This window comes from Micromonospora sp. BQ32, from assembly GCF_059358895.1.
Map to the genome: position 1 here is coordinate 19,127 of NZ_JCADBI010000003.1, position 24,814 is coordinate 43,940.

General features: G+C 69.3%; 21 protein-coding genes. 11 read left to right on the top strand and 10 right to left on the bottom strand.

Annotated features, from left to right (window positions below):
• The first annotated feature begins 13 nt into the window (after positions 1–13).
• The 3 genes from AC5L30_RS07125 to AC5L30_RS07135 all read left to right on the top strand — a co-directional run bounded on the left by AC5L30_RS07125 (position 14) and on the right by AC5L30_RS07135 (position 4,519).
• Complete coding sequence (locus tag AC5L30_RS07125; protein ID WP_494866114.1) at positions 14–1,186, top strand: substrate-binding domain-containing protein; 1,173 nt, start codon at positions 14–16, stop codon at positions 1,184–1,186.
• Positions 1,187–1,193: 7 nt separating this feature from the next.
• Positions 1,194–2,045 carry a sugar phosphate isomerase/epimerase family protein gene (locus AC5L30_RS07130; protein WP_494866115.1) on the top strand — a complete coding sequence of 284 codons (852 nt, stop codon included), beginning with the start codon at positions 1,194–1,196 and terminating at the stop codon, positions 2,043–2,045.
• 80 nt (positions 2,046–2,125) lie between these two features.
• On the top strand, positions 2,126–4,519 hold the full coding sequence (locus tag AC5L30_RS07135) for an RICIN domain-containing protein (protein WP_494866116.1): 2,394 nt from the start codon (positions 2,126–2,128) through the stop codon (positions 4,517–4,519).
• A 66-nt stretch (positions 4,520–4,585) separates the two neighbouring features.
• Here AC5L30_RS07135 and AC5L30_RS07140 read toward each other — a convergent pair whose 3' ends face one another.
• Positions 4,586–4,882, bottom strand: coding sequence for a hypothetical protein (locus AC5L30_RS07140; RefSeq protein ID WP_494866117.1), 297 nt, complete (start codon positions 4,880–4,882; stop codon positions 4,586–4,588).
• A gap of 16 nt (positions 4,883–4,898) precedes the next feature.
• On the opposite strand from AC5L30_RS07140, the gene AC5L30_RS07145 reads away from it, so the two are divergent.
• The 5 genes from AC5L30_RS07145 (at position 4,899) to AC5L30_RS07165 (ending at position 13,693) form a co-directional block, all read left to right on the top strand.
• Positions 4,899–7,364 (top strand): glycoside hydrolase family 43 protein, encoded by a 2,466-nt coding sequence (locus tag AC5L30_RS07145; RefSeq protein ID WP_494866118.1) that lies wholly within the window; start codon positions 4,899–4,901, stop codon positions 7,362–7,364.
• Between the two features lie 140 nt (positions 7,365–7,504).
• A complete protein-coding gene (locus AC5L30_RS07150; RefSeq protein ID WP_494866119.1) occupies positions 7,505–9,925 on the top strand; it encodes a family 43 glycosylhydrolase in 2,421 nt (806 codons plus the stop codon).
• Between the two features lie 27 nt (positions 9,926–9,952).
• On the top strand, positions 9,953–10,585 hold the full coding sequence (locus AC5L30_RS07155) for a hypothetical protein (RefSeq protein WP_494866120.1): 633 nt from the start codon (positions 9,953–9,955) through the stop codon (positions 10,583–10,585).
• A 59-nt stretch (positions 10,586–10,644) separates the two neighbouring features.
• Positions 10,645–11,724, top strand: coding sequence for a hypothetical protein (locus AC5L30_RS07160; RefSeq protein WP_494866121.1), 1,080 nt, complete (start codon positions 10,645–10,647; stop codon positions 11,722–11,724).
• Between the two features lie 418 nt (positions 11,725–12,142).
• Positions 12,143–13,693 carry a pectate lyase family protein gene (locus AC5L30_RS07165; RefSeq protein ID WP_494866122.1) on the top strand — a complete coding sequence of 517 codons (1,551 nt, stop codon included), beginning with the start codon at positions 12,143–12,145 and terminating at the stop codon, positions 13,691–13,693.
• 171 nt (positions 13,694–13,864) lie between these two features.
• Here AC5L30_RS07165 and AC5L30_RS07170 read toward each other — a convergent pair whose 3' ends face one another.
• From AC5L30_RS07170 to AC5L30_RS07190, 5 genes are all read right to left on the bottom strand, one after another.
• Positions 13,865–15,175 (bottom strand): radical SAM protein, encoded by a 1,311-nt coding sequence (locus tag AC5L30_RS07170; protein WP_494866123.1) that lies wholly within the window; start codon positions 15,173–15,175, stop codon positions 13,865–13,867.
• 61 nt (positions 15,176–15,236) lie between these two features.
• The gene (gene sodN, locus AC5L30_RS07175) at positions 15,237–15,641 is read right to left on the bottom strand and encodes a superoxide dismutase, Ni (protein WP_494866124.1); all 405 of its coding nucleotides are present in this window, start codon (positions 15,639–15,641) and stop codon (positions 15,237–15,239) included.
• Positions 15,642–15,753: 112 nt separating this feature from the next.
• Entirely contained in the window at positions 15,754–16,551 is a 798-nt protein-coding gene (locus tag AC5L30_RS07180) for an inositol monophosphatase family protein (RefSeq protein WP_494866125.1), read from the bottom strand.
• 69 nt (positions 16,552–16,620) lie between these two features.
• Complete coding sequence (locus AC5L30_RS07185) at positions 16,621–17,217, bottom strand: hypothetical protein (protein ID WP_494866126.1); 597 nt, start codon at positions 17,215–17,217, stop codon at positions 16,621–16,623.
• A gap of 37 nt (positions 17,218–17,254) precedes the next feature.
• Entirely contained in the window at positions 17,255–17,701 is a 447-nt protein-coding gene (locus tag AC5L30_RS07190; RefSeq protein WP_494866127.1) for an iron chaperone, read from the bottom strand.
• 128 nt (positions 17,702–17,829) lie between these two features.
• Between AC5L30_RS07190 and AC5L30_RS07195 the strand changes: the two genes are divergently transcribed.
• Positions 17,830–18,579 carry a tetratricopeptide repeat protein gene (locus AC5L30_RS07195; protein ID WP_494866128.1) on the top strand — a complete coding sequence of 250 codons (750 nt, stop codon included), beginning with the start codon at positions 17,830–17,832 and terminating at the stop codon, positions 18,577–18,579.
• Here the strand turns inward: AC5L30_RS07195 and AC5L30_RS07200 are convergent.
• The 3 genes from AC5L30_RS07200 to AC5L30_RS07210 are packed head-to-tail and all read right to left on the bottom strand — an operon-like array spanning position 18,576 to position 21,389.
• A complete protein-coding gene (locus AC5L30_RS07200) occupies positions 18,576–19,292 on the bottom strand; it encodes an NADPH-dependent F420 reductase (protein WP_494866129.1) in 717 nt (238 codons plus the stop codon). The two genes, AC5L30_RS07195 and AC5L30_RS07200, sit on opposite strands and share 4 nt — an antisense overlap.
• 26 nt (positions 19,293–19,318) lie before the next feature.
• On the bottom strand, positions 19,319–20,347 hold the full coding sequence (locus AC5L30_RS07205; protein WP_355421463.1) for an LLM class flavin-dependent oxidoreductase: 1,029 nt from the start codon (positions 20,345–20,347) through the stop codon (positions 19,319–19,321).
• A complete protein-coding gene (locus AC5L30_RS07210) occupies positions 20,340–21,389 on the bottom strand; it encodes an LLM class flavin-dependent oxidoreductase (protein WP_494866130.1) in 1,050 nt (349 codons plus the stop codon). The genes AC5L30_RS07205 and AC5L30_RS07210 overlap by 8 nt, the downstream gene beginning before the upstream one ends.
• Positions 21,390–21,498: 109 nt before the next feature.
• Between AC5L30_RS07210 and AC5L30_RS07215 the strand changes: the two genes are divergently transcribed.
• Both AC5L30_RS07215 and AC5L30_RS07220 read left to right on the top strand, forming a co-directional pair.
• Complete coding sequence (locus tag AC5L30_RS07215) at positions 21,499–21,990, top strand: MarR family winged helix-turn-helix transcriptional regulator (RefSeq protein ID WP_494866131.1); 492 nt, start codon at positions 21,499–21,501, stop codon at positions 21,988–21,990.
• A gap of 273 nt (positions 21,991–22,263) precedes the next feature.
• Positions 22,264–24,132: an ABC transporter ATP-binding protein gene (locus tag AC5L30_RS07220; RefSeq protein ID WP_494866547.1), complete on the top strand. Its 1,869-nt coding sequence runs from the start codon at positions 22,264–22,266 to the stop codon at positions 24,130–24,132.
• A 131-nt stretch (positions 24,133–24,263) separates the two neighbouring features.
• Here AC5L30_RS07220 and AC5L30_RS07225 read toward each other — a convergent pair whose 3' ends face one another.
• On the bottom strand, positions 24,264–24,752 hold the full coding sequence (locus AC5L30_RS07225; protein WP_494866132.1) for a nitroreductase/quinone reductase family protein: 489 nt from the start codon (positions 24,750–24,752) through the stop codon (positions 24,264–24,266).
• Between the last annotated feature and the right edge of the window lie 62 nt (positions 24,753–24,814).

Sequence of the window (24,814 nt, forward strand, 5' to 3'; positions counted from 1 at the left end):
AGTGCGACGTTCCATGGCGGCCATTGCCGCTGTCACCCTGCTGTCCCTCGCCGCCTGTGCCACCGACGAGCCGGCCGCGAGCCCGTCGGGAAGTGCGTCCGCCACCACTGGGTCCGGCACCGGGGACCAGTCGAAGTTCTTCGTGCAGGCCGACTACGACGCCGAGCTGGCGCTGCTCGACGCGGCACCGACAGGCCCGGCCGACAAGCCGTGGGAGCAGGTGCTCAACCCGACGATGGTCGACACCGCCAAGTTCAAGAAGAACGGCCCACACAAGATCTGCTTCTCGAACGCGGCCCTGAACAATCCCTGGCGGCAGGTCGGGTTCAAGACCATGCAGGCCGAGGTCGAGGCGCAGAAGAGCCGCATCAAGGAGTTCGTGCACGTCGACGCCGAGGGCAAGGACCAGAAGCAGATCGCGGACATCAACGATCTGCTCGGCAAGGGCTGCGACGCGCTCATCGTCTCGCCGAACACCACCGCCACGCTCACCCCGGCCGTCGAGGCGGCCTGCAAGGCCGGGCTGCCGGTCGTCGTCTTCGATCGTGGTGTCAACACGAAGTGCCCGGTGACGTTCATCAACCCCATCGGTGGTTACGGGTTCGGCCACGTCGGGGCCGAGTTCGTCAGCCAGAAGATGAAGCCCGGCGGCAAGATCCTCGCCCTGCGGATCCTGCCCGGCGTCGACGTCCTGGAGACCCGCTGGTCGGCGGCGAAGGTGGCGTTCGACAAGGCGAAGGTCGACGTCGTCGGTGTCGAGTTCACCGATGGTGATCCGGCCAAGACCAAGAAGATCGTCGACGACTACATCCAGCGGTACGGCACCATCGACGGGGTCTGGATGGACGCCGGAGCGGTGGCCGTCGCGGCGGTCGAGGCGTTCCAGGACGCGGGCAAGCCCGTTCCGCCGATGAACGGTGAGGACCAGCTCGACTTCCTGAAGATCTGGAAGGACAAGAAGCTCACCGCTATCGCGCCGACCTACCCGACCTACCAGTGGCGTACGCCGATCATCGCGGCGCTGCGGATCCTCGACGGCCAGCAGGTCTCCAGCCCGTGGAAGCTGCCGCAGCCGACCGTCACCCAGGACAACCTGGACCAGTACCTCGACGCGGGCATGCCGCCGCTGCACTACGCGATGTGCGGCTGCACCGACCTGCCCGGTTACCCGCAGCGCTGGAAGTAGGGGCCTGATGTACGCCATCGGCGTCAACCCCTGGGTCTGGGCCTCGCCGGTCGACGACAGGGCCCTGGCCGAGCTGATTCCGCGGATCGCCGCCTTCGGCTTCGACGCGGTCGAGTTGCCGATCGAGCAGCCCGGCGACTGGGACCCGATCCGTACCCGGGACTTGTTGGCGGCGCACGGCCTCGTCGCCGCCGGCGTCTGCGCGGCCATGTCGCCGGGGCGGGAGCTGGTCGACGCCGAGCCGGCGGTGGTCGAGTCGACAGTCGCGTACCTCGCGGGGTGCGTGGCGAGCGCGGCGGCGGTCGGCGCACCGTGCGTCGGCGGCCCGGTGTACGCCTCGGTCGGCCGCACCTGGCGGATGTCACCGGCGGCTCGCGCGGCTTGCTACGCGGATTTCCGGCGGGCCCTGGCACCGGTTGCCGAGGAGGCCGGCGAGCGGGGCGTGAGCATCGGTGTCGAGGCGTTGAACCGCTACGAGACGAGCGTCGTCAACACGATCGAGCAGACGGTCGAGTTGATTGACGGGCTTCCGCCGAACGTCGGCATCATGATCGATACGTATCACATGAACATCGAGGAGGCCGACCCCTACGCGGCTCTCGCTGCCGCTGGCCCGCACATCAAGCACGTGCAGGTCAGCGGCTCCAACCGGGGCGCTCCCGGTGCGGACCACTTCGACTGGCCCCGCTTCTTCGCCGTCCTGCGGGACACCGGTTACCAGGGTGCGATCTGCATCGAGTCGTTCACCGGGGAGAATGAGGCCATCGCGGTCGCCGCGGCGATCTGGCGTCCGCTGGCCCCCTCGCAGGACCGTCTCGCCACGGATGGCCTGCGCTATCTCCGGGAAATCCTCGGATGACCGCCGCGACCCGCAACCCCCGTGCTGGTCAAGGCCGTTCCGCCACCCCCAACCCGTTCTCACGTCAGGAGCACCGTCCCGTGTCCTCGTCTCCCTCGGCGCTGCGGCGACTGTTGGCCGGTGCCGCCGCGACAGCGGTGACCGCCGTGGTCGCGGTAACCGCCTCGGCGTCCCCGGCCCTCGCGGCCACCACCACCCTCTACGCTTCGCCCTCTGGCACCGGCACCGCGTGTTCCGCCAGCCAACCGTGTTCGCTGAGTGCCGCGCAGACCGCGGTGCGGGCGATCAACAGCACGATGTCCGGTGACATCGTGGTGGAGTTGGCCAACGGCGCGTACCGGCTCTCGTCGCCGCTGCGGTTCACCGCGGCCGACTCGGGCAACAACGGCTATCAGGTGATCTGGCGGGCCGCCTCCGGCGCACGTCCGACCATCACCGGCGCCCGGGCGGTCACCGGCTGGTCGCTCGTCGACTCCGGGAAGAACATCTGGCGGGCCAACGTTCCCGCCGGGCTCGACTCCCGTCAGCTCTACGTCAACGGGGCGGTCGCCACCCGGGCACGCACCGCCGTGAACCGCTCCGACTTCACCTTCACCACGTCCGGCATGCGGTTCACCAACGGCGCGCTCAACTACCTCAACAACCTCGGCAACCAGAACCGGGTCGAGGTGGAGAGCGTCGGCTCGTTCACCGACAGGTACTCGCCGGTGCAGAGCATCAGCGGCAACTTCCTGACGATGCAGCAGCCGGCGTGGAACAACAACACCTTCGGGTTCGACACCCTCTCCAGCCCGCACCGCGCCGGCCCGTTCTACCTGGCCAACGCGTACGAGTTCCTGGACTCGGCGGGGGAGTGGTACCTCAACCCCAGCAACGGCCAGCTCAACTACATCCCGCTCGCCGGGCAGAACATGAGCTCGGTCAGCGTGGAGCTGCCGCAGTTGCAGTCCCTGGTGAACGTCGGCGGCACCTACGACGCGCCCGCGCACCACATCTCGTTCAGCGGGATCACCTTCACCGGCACCAGTTGGCTCGGCCCGAGCAGCAGCAACGGTTTCGCCGACCAGCAGACCGGCGCCCACATCACCGGCACCTGGTCTCGTCCGTCCGACGCGCTGACCTCCTGCCAGGCCGGCTGCCCCCAGTTCGAGGCCACCCGGCCGAACTGGAACCAGATGCCCGCCGCCGTGCAGGTCTCCGCAGCCAACACCATCACCTTCAGCGACTCACAGTTCGTCAACCTCGGGCAGACCGCGATCGGCATCGGCAACGACGCCAACGCCCACGCCAGCGGTGTCGGCCTGGGGGCCAACAACATCACCGTCACCCGCTCCGAGATCGCCCGCAACTCCGCCGGTGGCGTCGTGGTCGGCGGCGTGCGGGCCGACGCCCACCACCCCACTGACCAGCGGATGGTCAACCGCAACATCACTATCAGCAACAACAAGGTGCATGATCTCGGTCTGGAGTACCGGGGCGTCGTCTCGATCCTGACCACCTACGTGAACACCTCGCTGGTCTCGCACAACGAGGTCTACAACATGCCGTACACCGGCCTGTCGATCGGCTACGGCTGGGGCGCCAACGACGCCGGCGGCAGCCAGCACTACGCCAACCGTGGCCTGTACAACTACCAGCCGCGCTACTCCACGGCGACCACCGCGGCCAACAACCAGGTCATCGGCAACTATGTGCACGACGTCATGCAGCAGATGACCGACGGCGGGTGCATCTACTCGCTGTCGGCGAACCCGGGCGGGTTGATCGCCGAGAACTACTGCCTGCGCACCAACGGCTGGTTCGGGCTCTACTTCGACGAGGGCTCGCGCTACTACACCGCCCGCAACAACGTGTTCTCCTCCACCGGCACCTGGGCCACCGCCAACTACTGGTACGCGGAGAACATGGGCAACTTCACCGTCACCAACAACTGGTCGACGAACAACAGCACCAACGTGACGAACGGTGACCGCGGCAACGTCGTCAACGGCAACGTCACGGTCAGCAACGGCAACTGGCCGTCGGGCGCGCAAACGGTGATCAACACGGCCGGCGTGCAGAGCGGCGGCAGCACCAACCCGACGAACGTGCAGATCGTTGGCGTCCAGTCGGGCCGCTGTGCCGAGATCGGCAACTCCAGCACGGCCAACGGCACGCAGGCCCAGATCTGGGACTGCATCAGTAACGCCGCCAACCAGCGGTGGACCCACACCGCGAGCCGGCAGCTCATGGTCTACGGCACCAAGTGCCTGGACGCCTCCGGCCAGGGCACCGTCAACGGCACGAAGGTGGTGATCTGGGACTGCAACGGCGGCACCAACCAGCAATGGAACGTCAACGCCAACGGCACGATCACGGGCGTGCAGTCGGGTCTCTGCCTCGACGCGAACGGTGCCGCGACGGCGAACGGCACGAAGCTGATCCTCTGGGCCTGCAGCGGCGGCACCAACCAGCAGTGGCAGCTGCGCAGCTGATCCGGTAGCTGGACACCGACAGGTCCGGGTCGGGGCGAACCTCGCCTCGACCCGGACCTGTCTGGTTCACCGCGCCACGTTCGCCCGCGCCTCGTCCACGATCAGCCCGGTCGCGGCCTCGTAGCGGACCGGGATGGGGTCGGTGAGTTCCCCGACGAATGTTCCGTCGACGTGGTCGAGGAAACCGATGACCTGGGATCCGGTAGTCCTTTTTGAACGGTGCGGGGTGTTACGGGGATACTTCGGGCACGTTTCATCGATAGTCTTGACATGGGTTGTTAGCGATAACACGATGGCCTTCACGCCGCTCTCGCGTTTGGAGCTCGCCTTGGTCGTGTCGATCCGCTCGCGTGTCCTGAACATCGCCCTCGTATCCGCTGTGAACAGCCTGAACGCCGCCGCTCGCCACGCCACCAACACGTCGGGCCGACTGGCGTCCACAGTGCACACGGATCGTCTTCGCTCACTGTGCGCGCTCGCATCGGCCGCCGTTCTCGTCGGCGCGGGCCTGGTGGCCACCCCCGCCGCCGCGCACACCGCTGACGGGTGGTCGCCCCGATCGTCGTACACCTCGACCGACACCGGCGCCGGCACCTACTCGGTGCCGCTGCTCAACGCCGACGTGCCGGACATCAGCGTCGAGCGGGTACCGGCCGCCGAGAACGACGAGGGCCGCGACCTCTACTACATGATCAGCACGACGATGCACCTGAGCCCGGGCGCGCCGATCATGAAGTCGTACGACCTCGTCAACTGGGAGATCGTCAACTACGTCTTCGACCGGGCGAGCATCGGCGACTCGTTCTCGCTGCGCAACGGCCAGAACTCGTACGGCCAGGGCCAGTGGGCGTCGTCGCTGCGCTACCACGACGGCACGTTCTATGCCGTCTTCAACACCAACAACCTCAGCGGGGCGTACCTCTACCGCACCGACGACATCGAGAACGGTTCGTGGCAGCGCACCGCTCTGGGTCGCGGTCTGCACGACCCGTCGCTCTTCTTCGACGTCGACGGCACGCCGTACATCTTCTACGGCTCGGGCGGCACCAGCGCCGTACGCCTCAACGCCGACCTGACGGCCATCGCGCAGGACTACCCGAACATCTTCACCGCGAGTAACTACGCCGGGCAGCCGTTCATCGGCGGCCTGTTCGAGGGCGCGCAGGTCTACCACATCGACGGTTGGTACTACGCCGTCATCATTACCTGGCCGTCCGGGCAGGGTCGCCAGGTGGTGATGTTCCGGTCGAAGGACCTGCTCGGGCGCTACACCTCGGCCGGCGGCGTCAACACCTACGAGGCGCGCGGAGTGCTCAACTCCAACGGCTTCGCCCAGGGCAGCCTGGTGCCGATCAGCCGCGCGGGCGGCGGGACCGACTGGCACGGCATGTTCTTCCGGGACACGTTCCCGATCGGCCGGATCCCGGCGCTCATCCCCGCCACCTGGCAGAACGGGTGGCCGACCTTCGGCACCAACGGGGTCGTGCCGGTCAACGGCCTGTTCGACAAGCCGATCCGGCTCAGCCCGGCCGAGGAGCTGTTCGAGCGGCAGAAGAGCATCGTCGCTTCCGACGACTTCGCCAACGACGCGCCGCGAAAGGCGTACCAGGACGAGCAGTGGACGGTCCCCGCGCCGCTCGACCCGGCGGAGGTCGCCCCCAACGGCTCACGGCTGGACCTGGCGTGGGAGTGGAACCACGCCCCGGACAACCGGTACTGGTCGCTCACCGATCGCGCCGGCTGGCTGCGGCTGACGGCCGGCAAGGTGGTCACCGGTCAGTACGTCTACGCGAAGCTGTCCAACCGGGCCGAGCTGGCGTGGTTCGAGGAGGCACGCAACACGCTCTCGCAGCGAACCTTCGGGCCACGGCAGTCGGTGCAGACCCGGATGGACATCTCCGGGATGAGGAACGGCGACGTCGCGGGCCTGGCGGCCTACAACCGCGGATTCTCGTACGTGGCGGTCAAGCGCGTCGGTGACGTCAACACCCTCGGCGTCGTCAACCGGTCACAGCCGTTCGCGGTCGACCTCGACCAGTCGACGCTGGAGAACTTCATCGCCGGCACGACGGTGTCGCTGGGCGACGCGACCGAGGTGCACGTGAAGGCGGACCTCGACTTCTCCTCGCCGGTCGGTCAACTGTGGACGACGTTCTACTACAGCCTGGACGGGATCCAGTGGACCCGGCTGGGCAACCGCGTCGGCCCGCAGGCGCTCGACGGCAGCCTCGCGCACTTCATGGGTCACCGGGTGGGCCTGTTCAACTACGCCACCCAGCAGACCGGTGGTCACGTCGACTTCGACGACTACCTGCTCAGCGACGTGCTGACCGCGCAGGCCAGGCCACTGGACACCACCGCCCTCGACGCGGCCATCGCCCACGCCCGGACGCTGGACGCGCGTCACTACCCGGCCGACGCCTGGGCGGCGACACAGTCCGCGCTGGCGGTGGCGACTGCGGCACGGGCCGGACAGTTCGGCACCCAGAACCAGATTGACGCGCCGGAGCGGGCGCTCAGCTACCAACTGGCCCGACTCGGCGTGCTGGCGGCGCTGCCCCTGACGGCCACCGCTGAGGTGCGCTGCCTGAGTGGCAGGGCGTACCTGGCGGTGCAGGCGCGCAACGACTCGGCCGAGCCGGTCGACATCACCGTCGAGACTCCGTACGGAAACCGGTCGTTCGCGGCGGTCGCACCGGGGGCGAACGCCTACCAGTCGTTCACCACACGGGCGGCGTCGGTGGCAGCCGGCTCGGCGACGGTCCGGGCCACCGGGGTTGTCGCTGGTCAGGACGTCACCACCGTCCATGCCGCCCAGCACCCCGCCAACGCCTGCGGCGGATAACCCCACCACGAGCCCTCGGCTCACCGACCAGCACCACCGGCGACCGGCTGGGCGGCGCGGAACAGCGGACCTGTCCCGCGTCGCCGGCCACGGCCGGACCGGTGGCGGCAGCGCACGTCAGAGATGAAGGAGGATGTCTCGTGGAACAACGAATGCGACGGGCGACCCGAGGGCGGGTCGCAGCGCTCGCGACAGTCGGCCTGATGCTGGCCACGGGGTTCGTCGCCCCGGCGGCGCCGGTCCAGGCCGCCGACACGAACCTCGTCGTCAATGGCGGGTTCGAGGACGGCCTGGCCAACTGGTTCGTCAACAACGGAAACGCCTCCGACGGCGCCCAGTTGTCCGCCACGTCGGACGCCTACGCCGGCGCGAACGCCGCGCTCGTCACCAGCCGTGCGACCACCGGCTCCGGGCCAATGCAGGACCTCAGCGGCAAGGTGCAGGCCGGCCAGGCCTACACCCTGACGGCCCGCATCAAGTACGAGAACGAGAGCGGACCGGCCACGAAGCAGTTCTTCGCCACCATGCACTACGGCGGCGGCACCTACACCAACCTGGTCAGCGTGACGGCGACGAAGGGTCAGTGGGCGCAGTTCAACGGAACGTTCACGATCCCGACGACGCAGAGCGTGTCGACGGCGCGCCTGTTCTTCGAGACCCCCTGGACGAGCACGCCGTCCACCGACCCGGCCCTGCACCTGATGGACTTCAAGCTCGACGACGTGTCGGTGATCGGCTCCGCGCCACCCGCGCCGGCGTCGAAGACCATCGAGGTCGTCGGCAAGCTGCCCGGGGAGCACAACCCGTTGATCGGGCACAAGTTCGGCGCTGACGGCTTCGGCCTCGTGCACGACGGCCGGGTGTACATGTACATGACCAACGACACCCAGGGCTACGCCCCGAACCCGACCACGGGCGTCTCGCCGGGAATCAACTACGGCGACATCAACCAGATCACGGTGATCTCCTCGGAGGACCTCGTGAACTGGACCGACCACGGTGAGATCCAGGTCGCCGGCCCGAACGGGGTGGCCCCGTTCACCGCCAACTCGTGGGCTCCGGGCATCACCAAGAAGGTGGTGAACGGGGTGGAGAAGTTCTTCCTCTACTACGCCAACGGCGGTGGCTCCAGCAACGTGATCACGGGTGCGTCACCGCTCGGTCCGTGGACCAGCGAGCGCACGAGCACGCTGATCGACGGCCGTACGCCCGGCGCCGAGGCCGTCGCCTGGAAGTTCGACCCGGCCCCGTTCGTCGACGACGACGGCCAGCCGTACCTCTACTTCGGTGGTGGCCCCGCGTCGACGAGCATGCCGCCGGCCGAGCGCTTCAACAATCCGAAGAACATCCGGTCGATCGAGCTCGGCGACGACATGGTCTCGACCGAGGGAACGGCCGCGGTGGTCGACGCACCGGTCGCCTTCGAGGCGGGTCACGTCTTCAAGCGCCAGGGCAAGTACTACTTCTCGTACTCCTCGCACTTCGGCGGGAACGACTTCGGTGGCAATCAGCAGCCGCTTCCCGGTTACCCCGGCGGTGGCCAGATCGGCTACATGATCTCCGACGGCCCGATGTCGTGGCCGAAGGAGACCTACGCCGGTGTGCTCTTCCCGAACCAGTCGCAGTTCTTCGGGGCCGGCACCGGGGGTAACAACCACCAGTCGGTGTTCGAGTTCGGCGGCAAGTACTACTTCACCTACCACGCCCCGACGCTGAACAAGCGCATCAACGGCAACACCACCCAGGGGTACCGCAGCCCGCACATCCAGGAGCTGACCTTCAACCCGGACGGCACGATCCAGCAGGTCGTCGGCACGTACGCCGGCGTGGACCAGGTCCGCGACTTCGACCCGTACCGCCTCTTCGAGGCCGAGACCTTCGGCTGGAGCAAGGGTGTCGCGACCACGAAGGTCGACGGCAGCTCCGCCCAGTTCGGCGGCGCGGCACCGAACCTGGCGGTCCGAGACATCGACAACAGCGACTGGACAGCGCTGTCCTCGGTGAACTTCGGGGACAGCGGGGCGCAGAGCGTGACGGCGCGGGTGCGGGCGCTCGCCGCCGGCGGGCAGGTCCAGGTCCGGCTGGACGACGCCAACGGTCCCGTCGTCGGCACGGTCGCGGTGGACACCCCGGTCGGACAGTGGGCCGAGGTGACCGCCGAGCTTGACGGCGTCAGCGGCGTGCACGACGTCTACTTCACCTACACCGGCCCGGCCGGCGTCGACCTCTTCGAGATCGACAACTGGGCCTTCGCGGCGGCCACCCTCGACCTGCCCGTCACCGCCACCGCGTCCACGCGCTGCGTGGGCGGCAAGGCGTACGTGGCGGTGCGGGCGCGCAACGACCATGACGCCCCGGTCGGCATCACAGTGGAGACGCCGTACGGCGAGCGGTCGTTCGCGGCCGTCGCGCCGGGGGCGAACGCCTACCAGTCGTTCAACACCCGTGCCGGGTCGGTGTCGGCGGGTTCGGCGACGGTCCGGGTGACCGGGGCGATCGGCGGACAGGACGTGACGGCCGTCCGCACCGTGCAACACCCCGCCGGCACCTGCGGCGGATAAACCCCGATGGCGGAGAACGGAGATCACATGAACACAGACAAACGGCGGCAGGCGCTCGCGGCCTGCGCGGTCGGCGCCGTGCTGACCGGGGCGGCGGTGCTGCCGTCGCCCGCACTGGCCGAGCCCGGCGACGACGCCAGCGTGCGGGTCACTGTCGACATCGACGAGATCAGGGAACCGGGCGTGCTCGCCCTGTCGATCGCTGGCGACGCCGTCGCGCTGTCCGAGGACGGCTCGACGCTGCTGGTCCGCCAGTTCGTCGGTACGCTGCCGACGGTGACGGTCACCGACACCCGCGTCGCCGACGAGGTGCCCGACGGCGCCAGCTGGGCGGTGCTCGGCAGCGCGACCGACTTCGCGGGCGCCTCCGGCCAGGCGCCGATCACCGCCGACCACCTGGGTTGGAAGCCGCGCCTGCTCGACGGCGGCGAGACCGGCCTGGTCACCGAGGGCGAGGAGGTGGTGACCAGCCTGGACGAGCCGACCCAGCCGGGCAACAACGTCGGCCTCGTCGACCAGGAGCTGTTGGTCTCGGCCTTCGACTCCGAGGCCGTCGTCAGCGACTCGTACTCGGTCAACGCCGACCTCTACCTGCGGACCCCCGCGGAGGTCGCCGCCGGCGCGTACAGCTCCACGCTCACGCTCTCACTGTTCGAGTAGTGGCCTGGGCGGGGGCCCGGACCGGGTCCCCGCCCAGCCCCGTGCCGAAGGGCCGCCTCATGACCGTCACCCCGCTGCGCCGGGCGCTCGTCGTCCTCGCCGTCGCGTCCCTCGCGGTTGCGGTCGCGCCGACCGCGGCGGCGGCGGAACCGGACCCGAAGGCCCTGACCTGGACGGTCCAACCGGCCACCGCGAATGGCCCGGACCAACGCCGATGGATCAACGCCAGCCTCGACCCGGGGCAGGCCGTGACCGAGCACCTGGCGGTCCGGAACTTCAGCCGCTCCGCTGTCGCCTTCTCCCTGAAGGCCGCCGACGGCTACCTCACCGACAAGGGCCGCTTCAACATGCTGTCGTCCGACCGCCCTTCGGTCGACGGCGGCACCTGGATCGACGTCCAGGAGAAGGTTACCGTCGGCCCCAACGAGACGCGGGTGGTGCCGTTCACGATCACGGTGCCCCAGGGCGCCACACCGGGTGACCACCCGGCCGGTATCGCCGCGACCGTCACCAGCACCGGCGGCACGGTCAACGTCGAGAGCCGCGTCGGCTTCCGGGTCATGCTGCGCGTCAACGGCTCCGCGCAGGCGGCCCTGGCCGTCCGGGGCCTCGGCGCGACGTACTCCCCGTCGTGGAACCCGTTCGCCGGTGGCACGGTGCGGGTCCGCTACACCGTCGAGAACGCCGGCAACGTCTGGGTCAGCGGAACGAGTCAGGTGGCGATGTCCGACCTGCTCGGCCGGAGCAGCCACGACGCCACCAGCGCGATCGAGGAGTTGCTGCCCGGCGGCAGCCGGACGGTGGAGACCCGGGCCGGCGGCGTCTGGGCCCTGGGGCGCCTCCGGACGACCGTCAGCACGTCGCCGACGCTGCTCGGCGACGGCCAGGCCGGGGCCGACCTCCGACCGGCTTCCGCCACCGTCACCACCTGGGTCGTACCGTGGGCGCAGCTCGCACTGCTGGGTCTGCTCGCCGGCCTGCTCCTGGGTCTGCGGGCGGCGGCCCGGCACCGGCGGCGTCGGCTGGCCGGGCTGCTGGCCCGCGCTCGACAGGAGGGCCGGCAGGAGGGTCAGGAGTCCGTGCTCGTCGGGGGCGCGCCCGCTCCCGCCGAGCCCGACGCGGGCGACGCCCGCCGGTAAACCACCGGCGCGAGAACCCGCCGGCGATCTTGCACTGACTGTCCTGACGAACCGCCCAAATCCGCGTATCTCGGCGACAGAAACCGCAAGATCGCGTGGCCGGGTCGCGGCCCGGACCACCCCGACCCGCCCCCCGCGAGCACTGCAACAAACCTGCAAGCGTCAGCTATTGCCTTCAGGGAAACCGCTTTCCTACGATTGCGTTGCATCGATGTTCCATTTAACGGTCCTGCGAGCGGTGTCACCGGGCACACCCCGCTCGCACGACACATCCCTGCTTCCACCAGGGCGCTAGCGACCTCGATGAAATTACTGCGATTTACTGTCGCCAATTCCTGAACGACGTCCGTCGACAGGTGTGGTCGCGACGTGCGTCGAGTCGAAACCTGGTACGAGACGAATGCGAAGGTGAGGCGACATGAGACGACCAGTCGTGCTGCGACGTCAGGCGGTGTTGGCCGCGACGGCCGTGGTGATCGCGGTCGGGGTGGCGCTACCGACCCCGCAGGCATCGGCGGCGGTCGGCAGCGCCACCGGCTACGCCACCCAGAACGGCGGGACCACCGGCGGCGCGGGTGGGCAGACGGTGCGGGCCACCACGGGCACGGCGATCCACGCGGCGCTGTGCGGTCGGACCAGCAGCAGCACCCCGATCACCATCGAGGTCAGCGGAACCATCAACCACGGCAACACCAGCAAGGTTTCCGGGTCGAGCTGCAACACCGCGGCGGGCGTGATCGAGCTCAAGCAGATCAGCAACGTCACCATCATCGGGGTCGGCAGCGCCGTCTTCGACCAGCTCGGCATCCACATCCGCGACTCCAGCAACATCATCATCCAGAACGTGACAGTGCGGAACGTCAAGAAGTCGGGCTCGCCCACCTCGAACGGCGGGGACGCCATCGGCATGGAGAGCACGGTCCGCAACGTCTGGGTCGATCACGTCACCCTGGAGGCGTCGGGCGGGGAGTCCGAGGGGTACGACGGCCTCTTCGACATGAAGGACAACACCCAGTACGTCACGCTGTCCTACAGCATCCTGCGTAACTCCGGCCGCGGCGGCCTCGTCGGGTCCAGCGAGAGCGACCTGTCGAACGGCTTCATCACGTACCACCACAACCTCTACGAGAACATCGACTCGCGAACGCCGCTGCTGCGCGGCGGGGTCGCCCACATCTACAACAACCACTACGTGAGCCTGCACGAGTCCGGCATCAACTCCCGGGCGGGGGCCAGGGCCAAAGTGGAGAACAACTACTTCCGCGACTCCAAGGATGTCCTGGGCACCTTCTACACCAACGAGCGCGGCTACTGGCAGGTTGCCGGCAACGTCTTCGACAACGTGACCTGGTCCAGCGCCGGCAGCGAGAACTACCCCGCCGGCCCCAACCCGACCTCCAACACCACGGTCAGCATCCCGTACCCGTACAGCCTCGACGGGGCGAGCTGTGTGCCGGACATCGTCCGTCAGACGGTCGGCGCCAACACGGGCCTGAGGGTGTCGAACGGCACTTGCTCGCCGCAGACCCCGCCGCCCACCACCCCGCCGCCGACCACGCCCCCGCCCACGACCCCGCCGCCGACCACCCCGCCGCCGACCGGCGGAACCAACCTCAGCCTCGGGGCCGGCGCCGACGGTTCCAGCAAGGCCAGCGGGACCAGCTACGGCAACGTGCGCGACGGCAGCCTGAGCACCTACTGGTCGCCGGCCGGGTCGACCGGCACGATCTCGATCAAGTGGGGCTCCGCGACCCAGGTGTCCCGGGTGGTGATCCGCGAGCCGTCCGGCACCCAGGGCTCCATCGGATCCTGGCAGCTGATCAACAACGACAACGGGGCCGTCCTGGCCGCCGGTAGCGGGGCCGGTGCGATCACCTTCCCGGCCACCGCGACGAGCAAGCTCAACTTCAAGATCAACAGCTCCAGCGGTACGCCCCGGGTCGGTGAGTTCGAGACGTACGCCAGCTAGACGAGTAAGTCCTGTCGGATCGACGGGGTGCGGCTCGGCCGATCACCCTCGGTCACCTTCGTCGGGGCGGATGCGGTTTTGAGCGGTATACCTCAGAGGTATGAATATGCCTCTGAGGTATACCGCTCCTCCTCTGCGGATCGACATGGGCGGGCCGGCCGAGCGCGTCCGTCACGAATCCGTGGACGGCAGGGTGTCCATGAAGGAGCTGACCGAGAAGACCGCTCGTCCGGGCCCGGCGGGGCCGTACCCGGGCGGGCTGGACAGGCCGTGGGCGTCCATGGTCGCCCGGTAGGCATCCAGCAGGCGGACGTGGTATTCGAGCGGCGCACCCTGCGGGTTGGTCCGACCGAGCGGTGTGGTGGGTTCCGGGCACCAGGTGGTGAACCGGGGCGTGATCCCCCGGGACATGAAGTAGTCAAGCCCTTCGGTGGTGGAGTCGATCGCCTCGTCGACGCTCGTGAAGCCGTGCGGGGCGGCCATCTCGACACCCGCCACGAAGTTCGGGATCACGTTGCGCGGGCCGAACACCTCGGCGGAGTCGAGGATGCGTCGATGCCACTCCTCCCGACCGACGTAGCGCTCCTTGCCCGGGCAGTACAACTCGAACAACCGCTTGTCCCACACCTCGTAGTTGGGGTGGTAGATGCGGATCCCGTAGTCGTGGAACCGCTGCACATCGGCTCGGGGCAGCGCCTGGGCCACGACCTTGCCAATCCACCGTCCCGGAAACCGCTCCTCGATCGCCTGCGCGTACCGGCCGTAGAAGTCGGCCTCGGCCAGCCCGTTGACCTGCGAGGTGATGCTGCCACCGGTCAGCGTGTACGCCTGCGACGCGCGGTCGACGTCGTGCCGGTTGATGATCTCCAGGGCCTCGAGGACCTCGTCGACGGGCTTGACCCCGGTGTAGGGCCGGCCGGCCTGCTTGTGCTGCCGCCAGTTGTGGTTGATGTCGCAGTACTGGCACTCCTCCTTGGCGCCGAAATACTGACAGACCCGGAACGCGGTGAGGTAGATGAGGTAGCCCCACTGGATCGTCGGGGCGACCTCCATCACCGACTTGCCGTTGGCGAGCGTGTGGCGGTAATACGCCGGCATCGGGGGCAGCCCGACATCGGCGATCGGCCGTCCGTCCAGGAACAGCCGCAGCCGACCGTCGCTGTCGGTGCCGACGCGGTACGGCGAGCTGGGGTTGGTGCGGACCGACACGACGGTGCGACGCAGCTCGTACGGACCCCCGGTGAGCACGATCTCCTCCGGTGGCCGGCGCAGCGCGGCCGTCCCCAACTCCGGCAGCGTCCGGTGATCGAAGGAGAAGATGAAGTACGACTTCGGCTTGACGTCGCCGTGCTCGTTGTCGGTCAGTGCCGCGTCGTCGAAGGCGAGCCCGCCCCGCAGCAGGTCCTCCTTGAGGACTGCCTCCCGCGGCACGTGTGGGAAACGGCCCATCAACTCTTCGACGAGGTCGGTGCGCGACGTCATGCGGTTCCTCCCGAACGCGGTACGCCGAACCGGGTGGCCGGTGCCACCCGGTGCCGGCTGATCAGCTCTGCTTGGTCTCCCAGAAGATCTTCGAGATCTCCTCGATCTTGCCGAGGAGCTGCTCGGCGACCGCCGGGTCCGCGGCGCCCTTCGCGCCGCCGGCACCTGCCAGCTTCGTCGCCTCGTTGAAGAGGCCGTGCAGCTGGGGGTACTTCTCGAAGTGCGGCTGCTTGAAGTAGTCGGTCCACAGGACCCAGAGGTGGTGCTTCACCAGCTCGGCCCGCTGCTCCTTGATGAGCAGTGAGCGGGTGCGAAACTCCGGGTCGTCGCTGGCCTGGTACTTCTCGGAGATTGCCTTGATCGACTCGGCCTCGATGCGGGCCTGCGCCGGGTCGTAGACGCCGCAGGGGAGGTCGCAGTGCGCGCTCACGACGGTACGCGGGCGGAGAAGGCGGGACAGGAACATCGGATTCCCTTCGACGGTAGCGTTCAGCTGACGCACGTCCGGGCGCGGGCCCTGACGTGATCATCTAGGGACGCTAGAACCTCAACCGCACTTCATGTCAAGACCGGGTCGATCACGAGCCTTGTTTGCGGATGAGCGTCAGCAGGGCGGCGTGCGTCCGCTCGTCCGCGGCCGCGACGAGACCGTCCCCGCCGGCGTGCAGCGGCTGGCCGTCGAGCCCGGTGACCACGCAGCCGGCCGCCTGGCAGAGCGCGATTCCGGCCGCGAAGTGGACGCTGTCGCGCAGGTCGTGGCGGTCCGTCACATAGGCGGCGCGGCGACCGGCGGCGACCCAGGCCACGGCGAGGCTGGTGGAGACCACCCGGGGCCGGAACTGTTCGATGAAGCCCTCGTCCGCGAGCATGCGAGCGGCCAGGAAGTGGTCCCGGTTGGGGAAGGGCGGGTCGAGATTGACGTCGACCAGCGTCGACTCGGCCGACGGGACGAGCCGTTCGTCCGTACCACCGCCCCGAACGTACGCGGCGGTGCCGTCGGTCCAGAAAACCTCATCGGCGAACGGGTCCACCGAGGCTGCCACGGCGACGTCCGACCCGGTCCGCAGGGCGACGTTGACCGAGGCCAGCATGGTCCGCGCGGCGAAGTTCAACGTGCCGCACAGCGGGTCGACCAGCCAGGTGCGCCCGTTGTCGCCGGTACCCGTGCGCCCGCTCTCCTCAGCCACCACCGCGTCGTCCGGGCGGGCCGCGCGCAGGACGTCGAGGATGGCCTGCTCGGCCTCGACGTCGGCGGCGGTGGCGAAGTCGCCAGCGGTCTTCATGACACGCGTCAGTGCTGAGCCGTACCGGGAGCGGACAACTGCGGCTCCAGCTTCCGCCGCCGCGATGGCCAGCGCATGGTCTGTGATCGACATGCCCGAACCATAGGAGCCATGGGCAACGTCGATGACGGCCCGGTCACCGGGCAGCGGGCACCGGGCGGGTCAGTCCGGCAGTTCAACGATCGGCAGTTGGCTGACAACCGCCGTCATGATCATGGGAGCGTCGCCGTCACACTGGTTGACCGAGACCGCGATCCACCGGCCCTCGGTCGCCGTCGGCCCCCAGACCGTCAGGTCGCCGTAGCAGTCCATGTCGCACAGCGACTGGAACAGCGCCGGCATGGGTTCGCCGGCCTGATCCCGAAACAGCGGCACCCGCATGGAGACCTTGCGGTGCGCGCCCCACCTCTGGTCCAGCTCCGCCACGACGAGGGTCAGGTTCGCCTCGGCGGTTTCCTCGGCCTGGTTCCATTCGGCACCGTAGACACCCGTCAGCGCGTCGCTCTCCCAGAGCGGGACGATCCGAAAGCCCTCGCCTCGGGTGCCGGTCCACTCACCGGTGGCCGGGTCCCCTTCGCGGACCGGTACGCCGCCCGTGGGCAGGTCCGCGGCGAGCAGCGACTGGATGTCGGACACCGTCCGACCGGTGTCGAACACCTCACCCACCCGGCCGGTCATCGGGCGACTCGTCGTACCGCCGGCGGCCTGCACCACATCGTCCGCACCACCCGTCTCCTTCAGCCTTCGGCCATCGATCATCGCACCGTCGGCCAGGCAACGAGGGGGCGGGCTTCGGTCAGGAGACCGCCGTCCGCACCAGCTCGGTGATCTTCTTTTCCACGGCCGGGCTCCACCGCTGCAACGCGTACGCCACCGGCCAGAGGTCCCCGTCGTCGAGGTTGGCCGGGTCCTGGAAGCCCAGGGTCGAGTACCGGTAGTTGAACTTGCCCGAGTCCTGGAAGAAGACGATGATCTTGCCGTCCTCGTTCGCGTAGGCGGGCATCCCGTACCAGGTCTTCGGCGTCAGGCCCGGGGCGGCGGCGGTCACCGTGACGTGCACGCGCTCGGCGAGCGCGCGGTCCTCCGGCTCCATCTGCGCGATCCGGTCGAGGACCGCTTGCAGCCCGTCCGCCTTCTTGGCGCCCTTCTTGCCCTCGGCGCGCAGCTCGTCGGCGCGCTCCTTCATGGCGGCCCGCTCCTCCGGGCTGAAGCCGTCGGACACGGTGGTGGTCTTCGCGGACATCTCGGGCTCCCTCTCGTCGTCCAGGTCGGCGTGCTGCCGTTCACCTGGGGAAAGGCTAGGCCGCCCGACGTTCCCGGGGCTTCTCGATTCCTGATCGGTTCGAAGCCGGACCGCAGGTGGCGGGCCTCGTGCCCCGTGATTTGCTGGTCAGCGTGGCGATGACCTTCAGTGAGAACGTGCGCTCGGCTTTCCGCCGAGGCGAGACCGACGCCGTGGTGCGGATGAGTGAGGCCGAGATCGAGCGGGCCCAGGCGGCCGGCGACCCGGCGGGCGAGGTCGAGGCGCGGTACAGCCTCGCCCGGGTCGCCATTCGCGGCGGTGACCTGCCGGGCGGAGCGGCCCGGGCCCAGGAGGCTCTCGCGGTGGCGCTGCGCTCCGGCGACCAGGCCCTGGAGGAGCGACCGCGGCACGTGCTCGCCGGCGTGGCTCGGATGTCCGGCGACCTGCTCCGCGCCCGGGACCTGTACCGGGAGAGCATCGCGCTCAACGAGACGCTCGGCCAACCCAAGACGGTCAACTCCGAATACCACAACCTCGCGTTCTGCGAGCTGGGGCTGGGCAACCTCGACGTGGCGCGGACGCTGTTCGCCGAGAACCGCGAGCGGGTGTTCGACAACGGGTGGGCCGACTTCGTGCCGTACGTCTGCGTTGCCGGCGCCGCGCTCGCGTCCGCCGAGGGAGACCACTCGCGCGCGGCGCGGATGATCGGTGTCGCAGATGCCGCGTTCGCGGCGCTCGGCCAGGTGCCGGACCCGGACGACGCCGCGGACCTCGCCCGGATGCGCGCCGCCGCGATCGAGGCGCTCGGCCCGACCGACTTCGACGAGAAGTACGCCGTGGGCCAGCACCTCGAACCGCGGGCGGCGTTCGGCGTCTAGGCCGCCTCGGGCGAGGTCGAGGCTCGGGCAGCGGTGATGGTCCGTCCCCGCTCCGACTCCGGGAAACGGTCGAGCATGGCGCGTACCTCGTCGGCGCTCACGTTGGCGCCGAACAACTCGCTGCCCGGTTCGAGTCGTACCCCTTCGGCCAGCGGGCCGGCGACGACCGGGTCGAAGCCGAGCGCGTCCACCAGGGCCGCGATCTCGGTGAGGTCGGCGCTGTCGTCGCCGGCGATCGCGATGGCCTTGCGCCCGGCCGCCCCCGCCGGCCGGGCCTCGTCCTCCAGGTCGTGATAGCCCATGTGGTTGAACGCCTTGACGACGCGCGAGCCGGACAGGAACGCCTGGACGGTTTCGCTCGACGAGGTACGCGGGTTGGTGAGGTCGTCGCGGATGCCGTCGATCTCCCACCAGTAGTTCATGGCGTCGACGACGAGCTTGCCGCGCAATGCCTCAGCGGGAACGCTGCGGTACTTGCCCAGGGGCAGGGCGAGGATGACGATGTCGGCGTCGCCCGCCGCGTCGGCCGCCGTGGTGGCCTCGGCCCCCGGGGCGAGGACCTCGACGGTGAGGGCGATCTTCGCCGGGTCGCCGGAGCCGGCGACCCGTACCCGGTAGCCGGCGGCGACGGCGAGCCGGGCGAGCACCGTGCCCACCTTGCCGGCCCCGAGGATGCCGAGGGTCGCAGGCCGGCTCCGGTCGTTGTCGTTCATGTCGTCCTCTCGCTGGGAAGTGCTGCTCAGGCAAGCAGTTCGCGGACCATGGGGATCACCTTCGAGCCGTACAGTTCCACGGCGCGCATGCGGGCGCTCGCCGGCTGCGCGCCGGCCGAGTAGATGAGGTCGAACCGGCCGACGCCGAGGCTGCGGATCGCGCGGGCCATCCGGCGGGCCACCGTCTCCGGCGAACCGATGTAGAGGGATCCGTTCTCCACCTCGGAGTCGAACTCCTGACGGCGGATCGGGGGCCAACCCCGCAGTTTGCCGATCCGGTCTCGCATGATCCGGTAGTGCGGCCAGTAGATCTCCTTGGCCTGCTCGTCGGTGTCGGCGATGAAGCCCGGCGAGTGCATCCCGACCGGGTGCGCGGTCGTACCGAGCTGATCGGCCGCCCGGCGGTACAGGTCGATGTAGGGCGCGAAGCGCTCGGGCGCGCCGCCGATGATGGCGAGCATGAGCGGAAGCCCGTACTGGGCGGTGCGGACGACCGACTGCGGCGAGCCACCCACACCGACCCAGGTGTCCAGGTGACCCGATTCGGTTTTCGGGAACACGTCGGCGTTCTCCAGTGGGGCACGCAGGGTGCCGCTCCAGGTGACCGGCTTCTCGTCCAACAACTTCACGAACAGCTCGATCTTCTCCTCGAACAGCGTGTCGTAGTCGCGCAGGTCGTAGCCGAAGAGCGGGAACGACTCGGTGAACGAGCCGCGACCGAGGATGACCTCGGCTCGGCCGTTCGACAGCGCGTCCACGGTGGCGAAGCGCTGGAACACCCGCACCGGGTCGTCCGAACTCAGCACGGTCACGCCGGAGGCCAACCGGATCCGCGAGGTGCGGGTGGCGATGCCGGCCAGCACCGTCTCCGGCGTGGAGACCGAGTACTCCGGCCGGTGGTGCTCGCCCAGGGCGATGACGTCGACCCCGAGCTGGTCGGCGAGCACGGCCTCGTCGACGACCTGCCGGATCGCCGCCGCGTGGGAGACGAGCTTGCCGGCGTCGTCCTCCGGCACGTCGCCGAACGTGTCCAGGCCGAACAAGAGATCAGACATGGTTGGGCTCCTTCGCCAGCAGCTCCCGGACTCGCGGCGCGACCTCACTGCCCAGCAGTTGGATGGTGCGCGCACGTGCCTCGCGGGGCAGGTGCATGATGTCGTACTTCAGGTCGAAGCGGCTCAGCCGCAGGCCGCGAGCGACAGTGGCGATCTTCTGCGCCACCGTCTCGGGTGAACCGACGAAGAGCGCCCCGTGGTCGATTTCGGCCTCGTAACGCGCGCGGTCCGGTTTGTAGAAGCCGCGTTCGGCGGCCAGGGCCGCCACGACCGGCTGCCAGTAGCGCCACCACGTCTCCACCGCCTCCTCGTCGGTGTCTGCGACAAGGCCGAGTGAGTGCTGCCCGATTGGCCGCAGGGTATGCCCGAATTGTTCGAGCGCCCTGGTATAGAGGTCGACGTGGCCGGCGAAGCGCTGAGGGCGCCCGCCGATGATCGCGAGCATGAGCGGAAGTCCGTGCCGGGCGGCGCGGATGACCGAGTTCGGGCTTCCCCCGACCCCGATCCAGGTCGGGATGCCGCCGGGTTGCATCTGTGGGTGCAGACGCTGCGCGGTCAGCGGGGTTCGTACCGTGCCGGACCAGGTGACCGGTTCGTCCTGCTGAAGCCGCAGGAAGAGGTCGAGCTTCTCCTCGAACAACCGTTCGTAGTCGGCCAGGTCGTAACCGAACAGCGGAAACGACTCGGTCGCGGATGCACGCCCGAGGACGATCTGGGCGCGGCCGTTGGAGACGGCGTCGAGGGTGGAGAACTCGTGGTAGAGCCGTACCGGGTCGTTGGTGCTGAGCACGGTGACCGAGGTGCCGAGGCGGATTCGCTCGGTTGCCGTCGCGGCCGCCGCCAGCAACACGGGTGTCGCCGAGTCGTTGTGGCCCTCGCGGTAGTGCTCACCGACGCTGAACATGTCGATTCCGGCCGACTCGGCGAGCCGTGCCTCGTCCACGAGTAGCCGTACGGTCTCGGCGTCGCTCAGGACCCGGTCGCCGTCGGTGGCCACCTCCCCGAACGAGTTGAGCCCCAGCTCGAAGTCTGCAGCTGCCATCGTCTCCTCCTCGGTGCTATCCGCCGGTGGTCCCCGGAAGCAGACCTACCGGTTGACGTGTCAATAATGCTAACTTGGCGATTGACACGTCAATTCCCGGGAGGGTGAGATGACGGAGGCCACACCCGGCCGGCGGGGCGGACGCCAACTCCCCACCGCCGACGAGCTGCGGATCTGGCGGGACTTCATCGAGACGACGGCAGCGCTCGGCTCCCGGCTCGAGTCCCGTCTGCAAAGCGACTCCTCGCTCTCGACCGGGGACTACGCCGTGCTCCTCGCCCTCAGTGAGGCGGAGGGTCAGGCGATGCGGTCGTCCGAACTCGCCGCGCACATCGGGTGGGAGCGGAGCCGGCTCTCCCACCACCTCGGGCGGATGGAGCGGCGCGGCCTCATCCGCCGGCAGGAGTGCGCGACGGTTCCCCGTGGGGCGGAGGTGCTGCTCACGACAGCCGGCGCCGAGGCGTTCAAGGGAGCCACCTTCCCGCACCTACGCGCGATCCGGGAGCTCTTCGTCGACGCCCTCACCCCGGATCAGATCGTCGCGGCCGGCGAGATCGCCACGGCCCTGCGAGCGCAGCTCGACGTCCTGGGCAAGGGCTGATCACCGGACCTCCCGGTCACGGAACGGAACGGTGCCGCAGCCAGGCATCACGTCATCCATAACCATGAGTGATCAGGCAATTGCTAAGGGCTATACCCGGGTGGTCCAATCCTCCAGGAACCCGCCAATCCGCCTGCGCTGGCTGAGACGGCGACGGCTGCCGCCCCGGGAGGTACGACCATGACCGAGACCGCCGCCGCAGAGGCCCGCCGCGTTCGACCGGGGCACTCCGGCCCTGGGCGCACGGAGTCGGTGCTGCCGGAGCTGCGGGAGATGTGGTGGGAGACGGGGGTGCGGGCGCGCGCGGAGGCCGGCGTCTTCGCCGTCTTCGCGGAGCTGCCCAGGCTCGTCTGGACAGCCCTCGGTATCAGTTGGCGCGCGGACCGGCTCCGTACCAGTGTGGTGGCCACCGCGACGGTCGGCGCGGGGGTGATGGCGGCCTTCGGCCTGTTGGCCACGCAGCGGGTGTTGGTGGAGCTGTTCGCCGGCGGGCCGACAGCGGACAAGGTGCGGGCGGCGCTGCCCGCGCTGGCCGTGCTGGCGGCGACCGTCGCGCTCCGTGCGGGGATGGGCATCGCCACCGGGTACGCGCAGAACGGGTTGACCCCCCGGGTGAGCCGTGAGGTGGAGCGGGGCCTGTTCGAGGTGTCGACCGCGGTCCGGCTGGAGGCGTTCGACGCCGACGCGTTCGCCGATGACATGGAACGCGCCTCCCGGGGCACCGATTCGACGATTGGGCTGGTGCAGGCGTCGATGAACCTGCTGGCCGGACTGGCCGGGCTGCTCGCCGTGGCTGCTGCCGTCATCATCATCCATCCGCTGCTGCTGCTGGCGCTGCTGGTCGCCACGGTGCCCAACGCGTGGGCGTCGTTGCGGGCCGGGCATCTGCGCTACCAGACGTACACCGCCGGATCGGTGCGCCGACGTCGACTGTGGCTGCTGCACAAGTTGATGGCCGAACGTGCCTCGGCCCCGGAGTTGCGCTCCTACGGGCTGCGCCGGTTCCTGCTCGACCAGTACGACCGGGTGATGCAGGTGGAGACCGACATCCAGCTCGCTCTGGCCCGGCGAGTCACCACGACCACCACGGTCGGAGCGATCGTCGGTGGCCTCGCCACCGGCACCGTCTACGCCCTGCTCGGGTTGCTGCTCCTCGACGGGCAGATCCCGCTCGCCGCGGCGGCGACCTGCGTCATCGCGGTGCAGTCCGCGCAACGATCCCTGGCCATCGCGACCTTCCAGGTCGACCACGTCTACACCGAGGGGCAGCACTTCGGCGACTACACCGGCTTCATGACCCGCGCCGCCGCCTACCTCCCGGACACCACCGGGCCGATGGCGGCGGCCGACCCCGATCGGCTGCGGGAGTTGACCGTCAACGAGGTGAGCCTGCGCTACCCCGATCGGGACGACCTCGCCGTCGACGGCGTCACGTTGACCATCACCGCCGGGCAGACGGTCGCGTTCGTCGGGGAGAACGGCTCGGGTAAGACGACCCTCGCCGCGATGATCGCCAGCCTCCGCGCCCCCACCGGGGGCAGTGTCGAGTGGAACGGCCGTCGGTTGTCGGACTGGGACGTCGACGGGCTGCGGGCCCGGATCGCGGTGGTGACGCAGGAATACCACAAGTGGCCGTTCACCGCGGCCACGAACATCGCCATCGGCGACGTCGACAGCGAGGCCCGACAGGACCGCATCGAGGCCGCCGCCGGCCGCGCGGTCGCCCACGACATGATCAACGAACTTCCGCACGGGTACGAGACGCTGCTCGACCGGACCTTCGCGCGCGGCCAGGACCTCTCCGGTGGGCAGTGGCAGCGCATCACCGCGGCCCGCGGGTTCCTGCGCGACGCCGAACTGCTGATCATGGACGAGCCGTCCTCTGCGCTCGACCCCCGCGCCGAGGACGCCCTGTTCCAGACCATTCGGGACCGCAGAGGTCGTGCCACCACGATCCTCATCACGCACCGGCTCGCCAACGTCCGGCACGCCGACCGGATCTTCGTCCTGCACCACGGTCGGCTGGTCGAGGCCGGCACGCACGCCGACCTCGTCGCCAGCGGCGGCCGGTACGCCGAACTGTTCGCCCTTCAGGCCGCCGGCTACGACGCGAACCTGGCCGAGGGCCACCAGCACACCTGAACCGTCCAGTCGAACCTTCTCCCGGGACCACTGGTGAGTCGTCATGCCGGAGTTGTCGATGGGCCTACCACCCGGGATGTACGCGCTCGGGCCGTCGTACCGTCACAGTTGTCTCCCGGCCCGGCAGCGCATCAGGGCGTTGGGGAGCCGCCATCCGATCTGGGCTCCAGCACCACCACTGTGGTTTCCGACGATCGCCGCGCCGCGTGGGCGTCGAAGTTCTTGTCGGCCTCGCGCCAGCGTGGCCACAGCCGCGACCGCTCGTCGCCGGTGGCGGCCCGGCCGCGTACCAGTCGCCGCCCGTCGACCAGATCGACGGACGCGTCCGGTTGTGCCTGGAGGTTGAGCCACCAGGCGGGGGCGCCCTCGCCCCAGCCGTTCATCGCCACGCCGACCAGGTTCGGGCCATCCTCGAAGTACGCGATGATGACGCTTCGCTGTTGGCCGGTGCGGCGTCCGATAGTGGTCAGCCGCAGCGTGCCCCAGCGGTTCTCGCGCGGTCGCCACAGCCCGACCCGGCTGCCGGTGACCCGGTACAGACCCCGGTGCACCGACCACGCCAGCCGGATGAACCACCGCGGCGGCAGCCACGGTGCCTTCGTTCCCTGACCATCCGACATGACGACCTCCTCCACCGACCAAAGCTGATGGCCCGGGTGGCTGCCGCACGCCGTCGCGTCTG

Bases quoted from the DNA above. Each gene is read 5' to 3' on its own strand.
- AC5L30_RS07220 (WP_494866547.1), top strand. From the start codon at position 22,264: ATGTGGTGGGAGACGGGGGTGCGGGCGCGCGCGGAGGCCGGCGTCTTC.
- AC5L30_RS07160 (WP_494866121.1), top strand. From the start codon at position 10,645: ATGACCGTCACCCCGCTGCGCCGGGCGCTCGTCGTCCTCGCCGTCGCG.
- AC5L30_RS07140 (WP_494866117.1), bottom strand. From the start codon at position 4,882: ATGTTCAGGACACGCGAGCGGATCGACACGACCAAGGCGAGCTCCAAA.
- AC5L30_RS07215 (WP_494866131.1), top strand. From the start codon at position 21,499: ATGACGGAGGCCACACCCGGCCGGCGGGGCGGACGCCAACTCCCCACC.
- AC5L30_RS07185 (WP_494866126.1), bottom strand. From the start codon at position 17,217: ATGATCGATGGCCGAAGGCTGAAGGAGACGGGTGGTGCGGACGATGTG.
- sodN (WP_494866124.1), bottom strand. From the start codon at position 15,641: ATGTTCCTGTCCCGCCTTCTCCGCCCGCGTACCGTCGTGAGCGCGCAC.
- AC5L30_RS07130 (WP_494866115.1), top strand. From the start codon at position 1,194: ATGTACGCCATCGGCGTCAACCCCTGGGTCTGGGCCTCGCCGGTCGAC.
- AC5L30_RS07210 (WP_494866130.1), bottom strand. From the start codon at position 21,389: ATGGCAGCTGCAGACTTCGAGCTGGGGCTCAACTCGTTCGGGGAGGTG.
- AC5L30_RS07165 (WP_494866122.1), top strand. From the start codon at position 12,143: ATGAGACGACCAGTCGTGCTGCGACGTCAGGCGGTGTTGGCCGCGACG.
- AC5L30_RS07205 (WP_355421463.1), bottom strand. From the start codon at position 20,347: ATGTCTGATCTCTTGTTCGGCCTGGACACGTTCGGCGACGTGCCGGAG.
- AC5L30_RS07225 (WP_494866132.1), bottom strand. From the start codon at position 24,752: ATGTCGGATGGTCAGGGAACGAAGGCACCGTGGCTGCCGCCGCGGTGG.
- AC5L30_RS07180 (WP_494866125.1), bottom strand. From the start codon at position 16,551: ATGTCGATCACAGACCATGCGCTGGCCATCGCGGCGGCGGAAGCTGGA.
- AC5L30_RS07190 (WP_494866127.1), bottom strand. From the start codon at position 17,701: ATGTCCGCGAAGACCACCACCGTGTCCGACGGCTTCAGCCCGGAGGAG.
- AC5L30_RS07155 (WP_494866120.1), top strand. From the start codon at position 9,953: ATGAACACAGACAAACGGCGGCAGGCGCTCGCGGCCTGCGCGGTCGGC.
- AC5L30_RS07125 (WP_494866114.1), top strand. From the start codon at position 14: ATGGCGGCCATTGCCGCTGTCACCCTGCTGTCCCTCGCCGCCTGTGCC.
- AC5L30_RS07200 (WP_494866129.1), bottom strand. From the start codon at position 19,292: ATGAACGACAACGACCGGAGCCGGCCTGCGACCCTCGGCATCCTCGGG.
- AC5L30_RS07170 (WP_494866123.1), bottom strand. From the start codon at position 15,175: ATGACGTCGCGCACCGACCTCGTCGAAGAGTTGATGGGCCGTTTCCCA.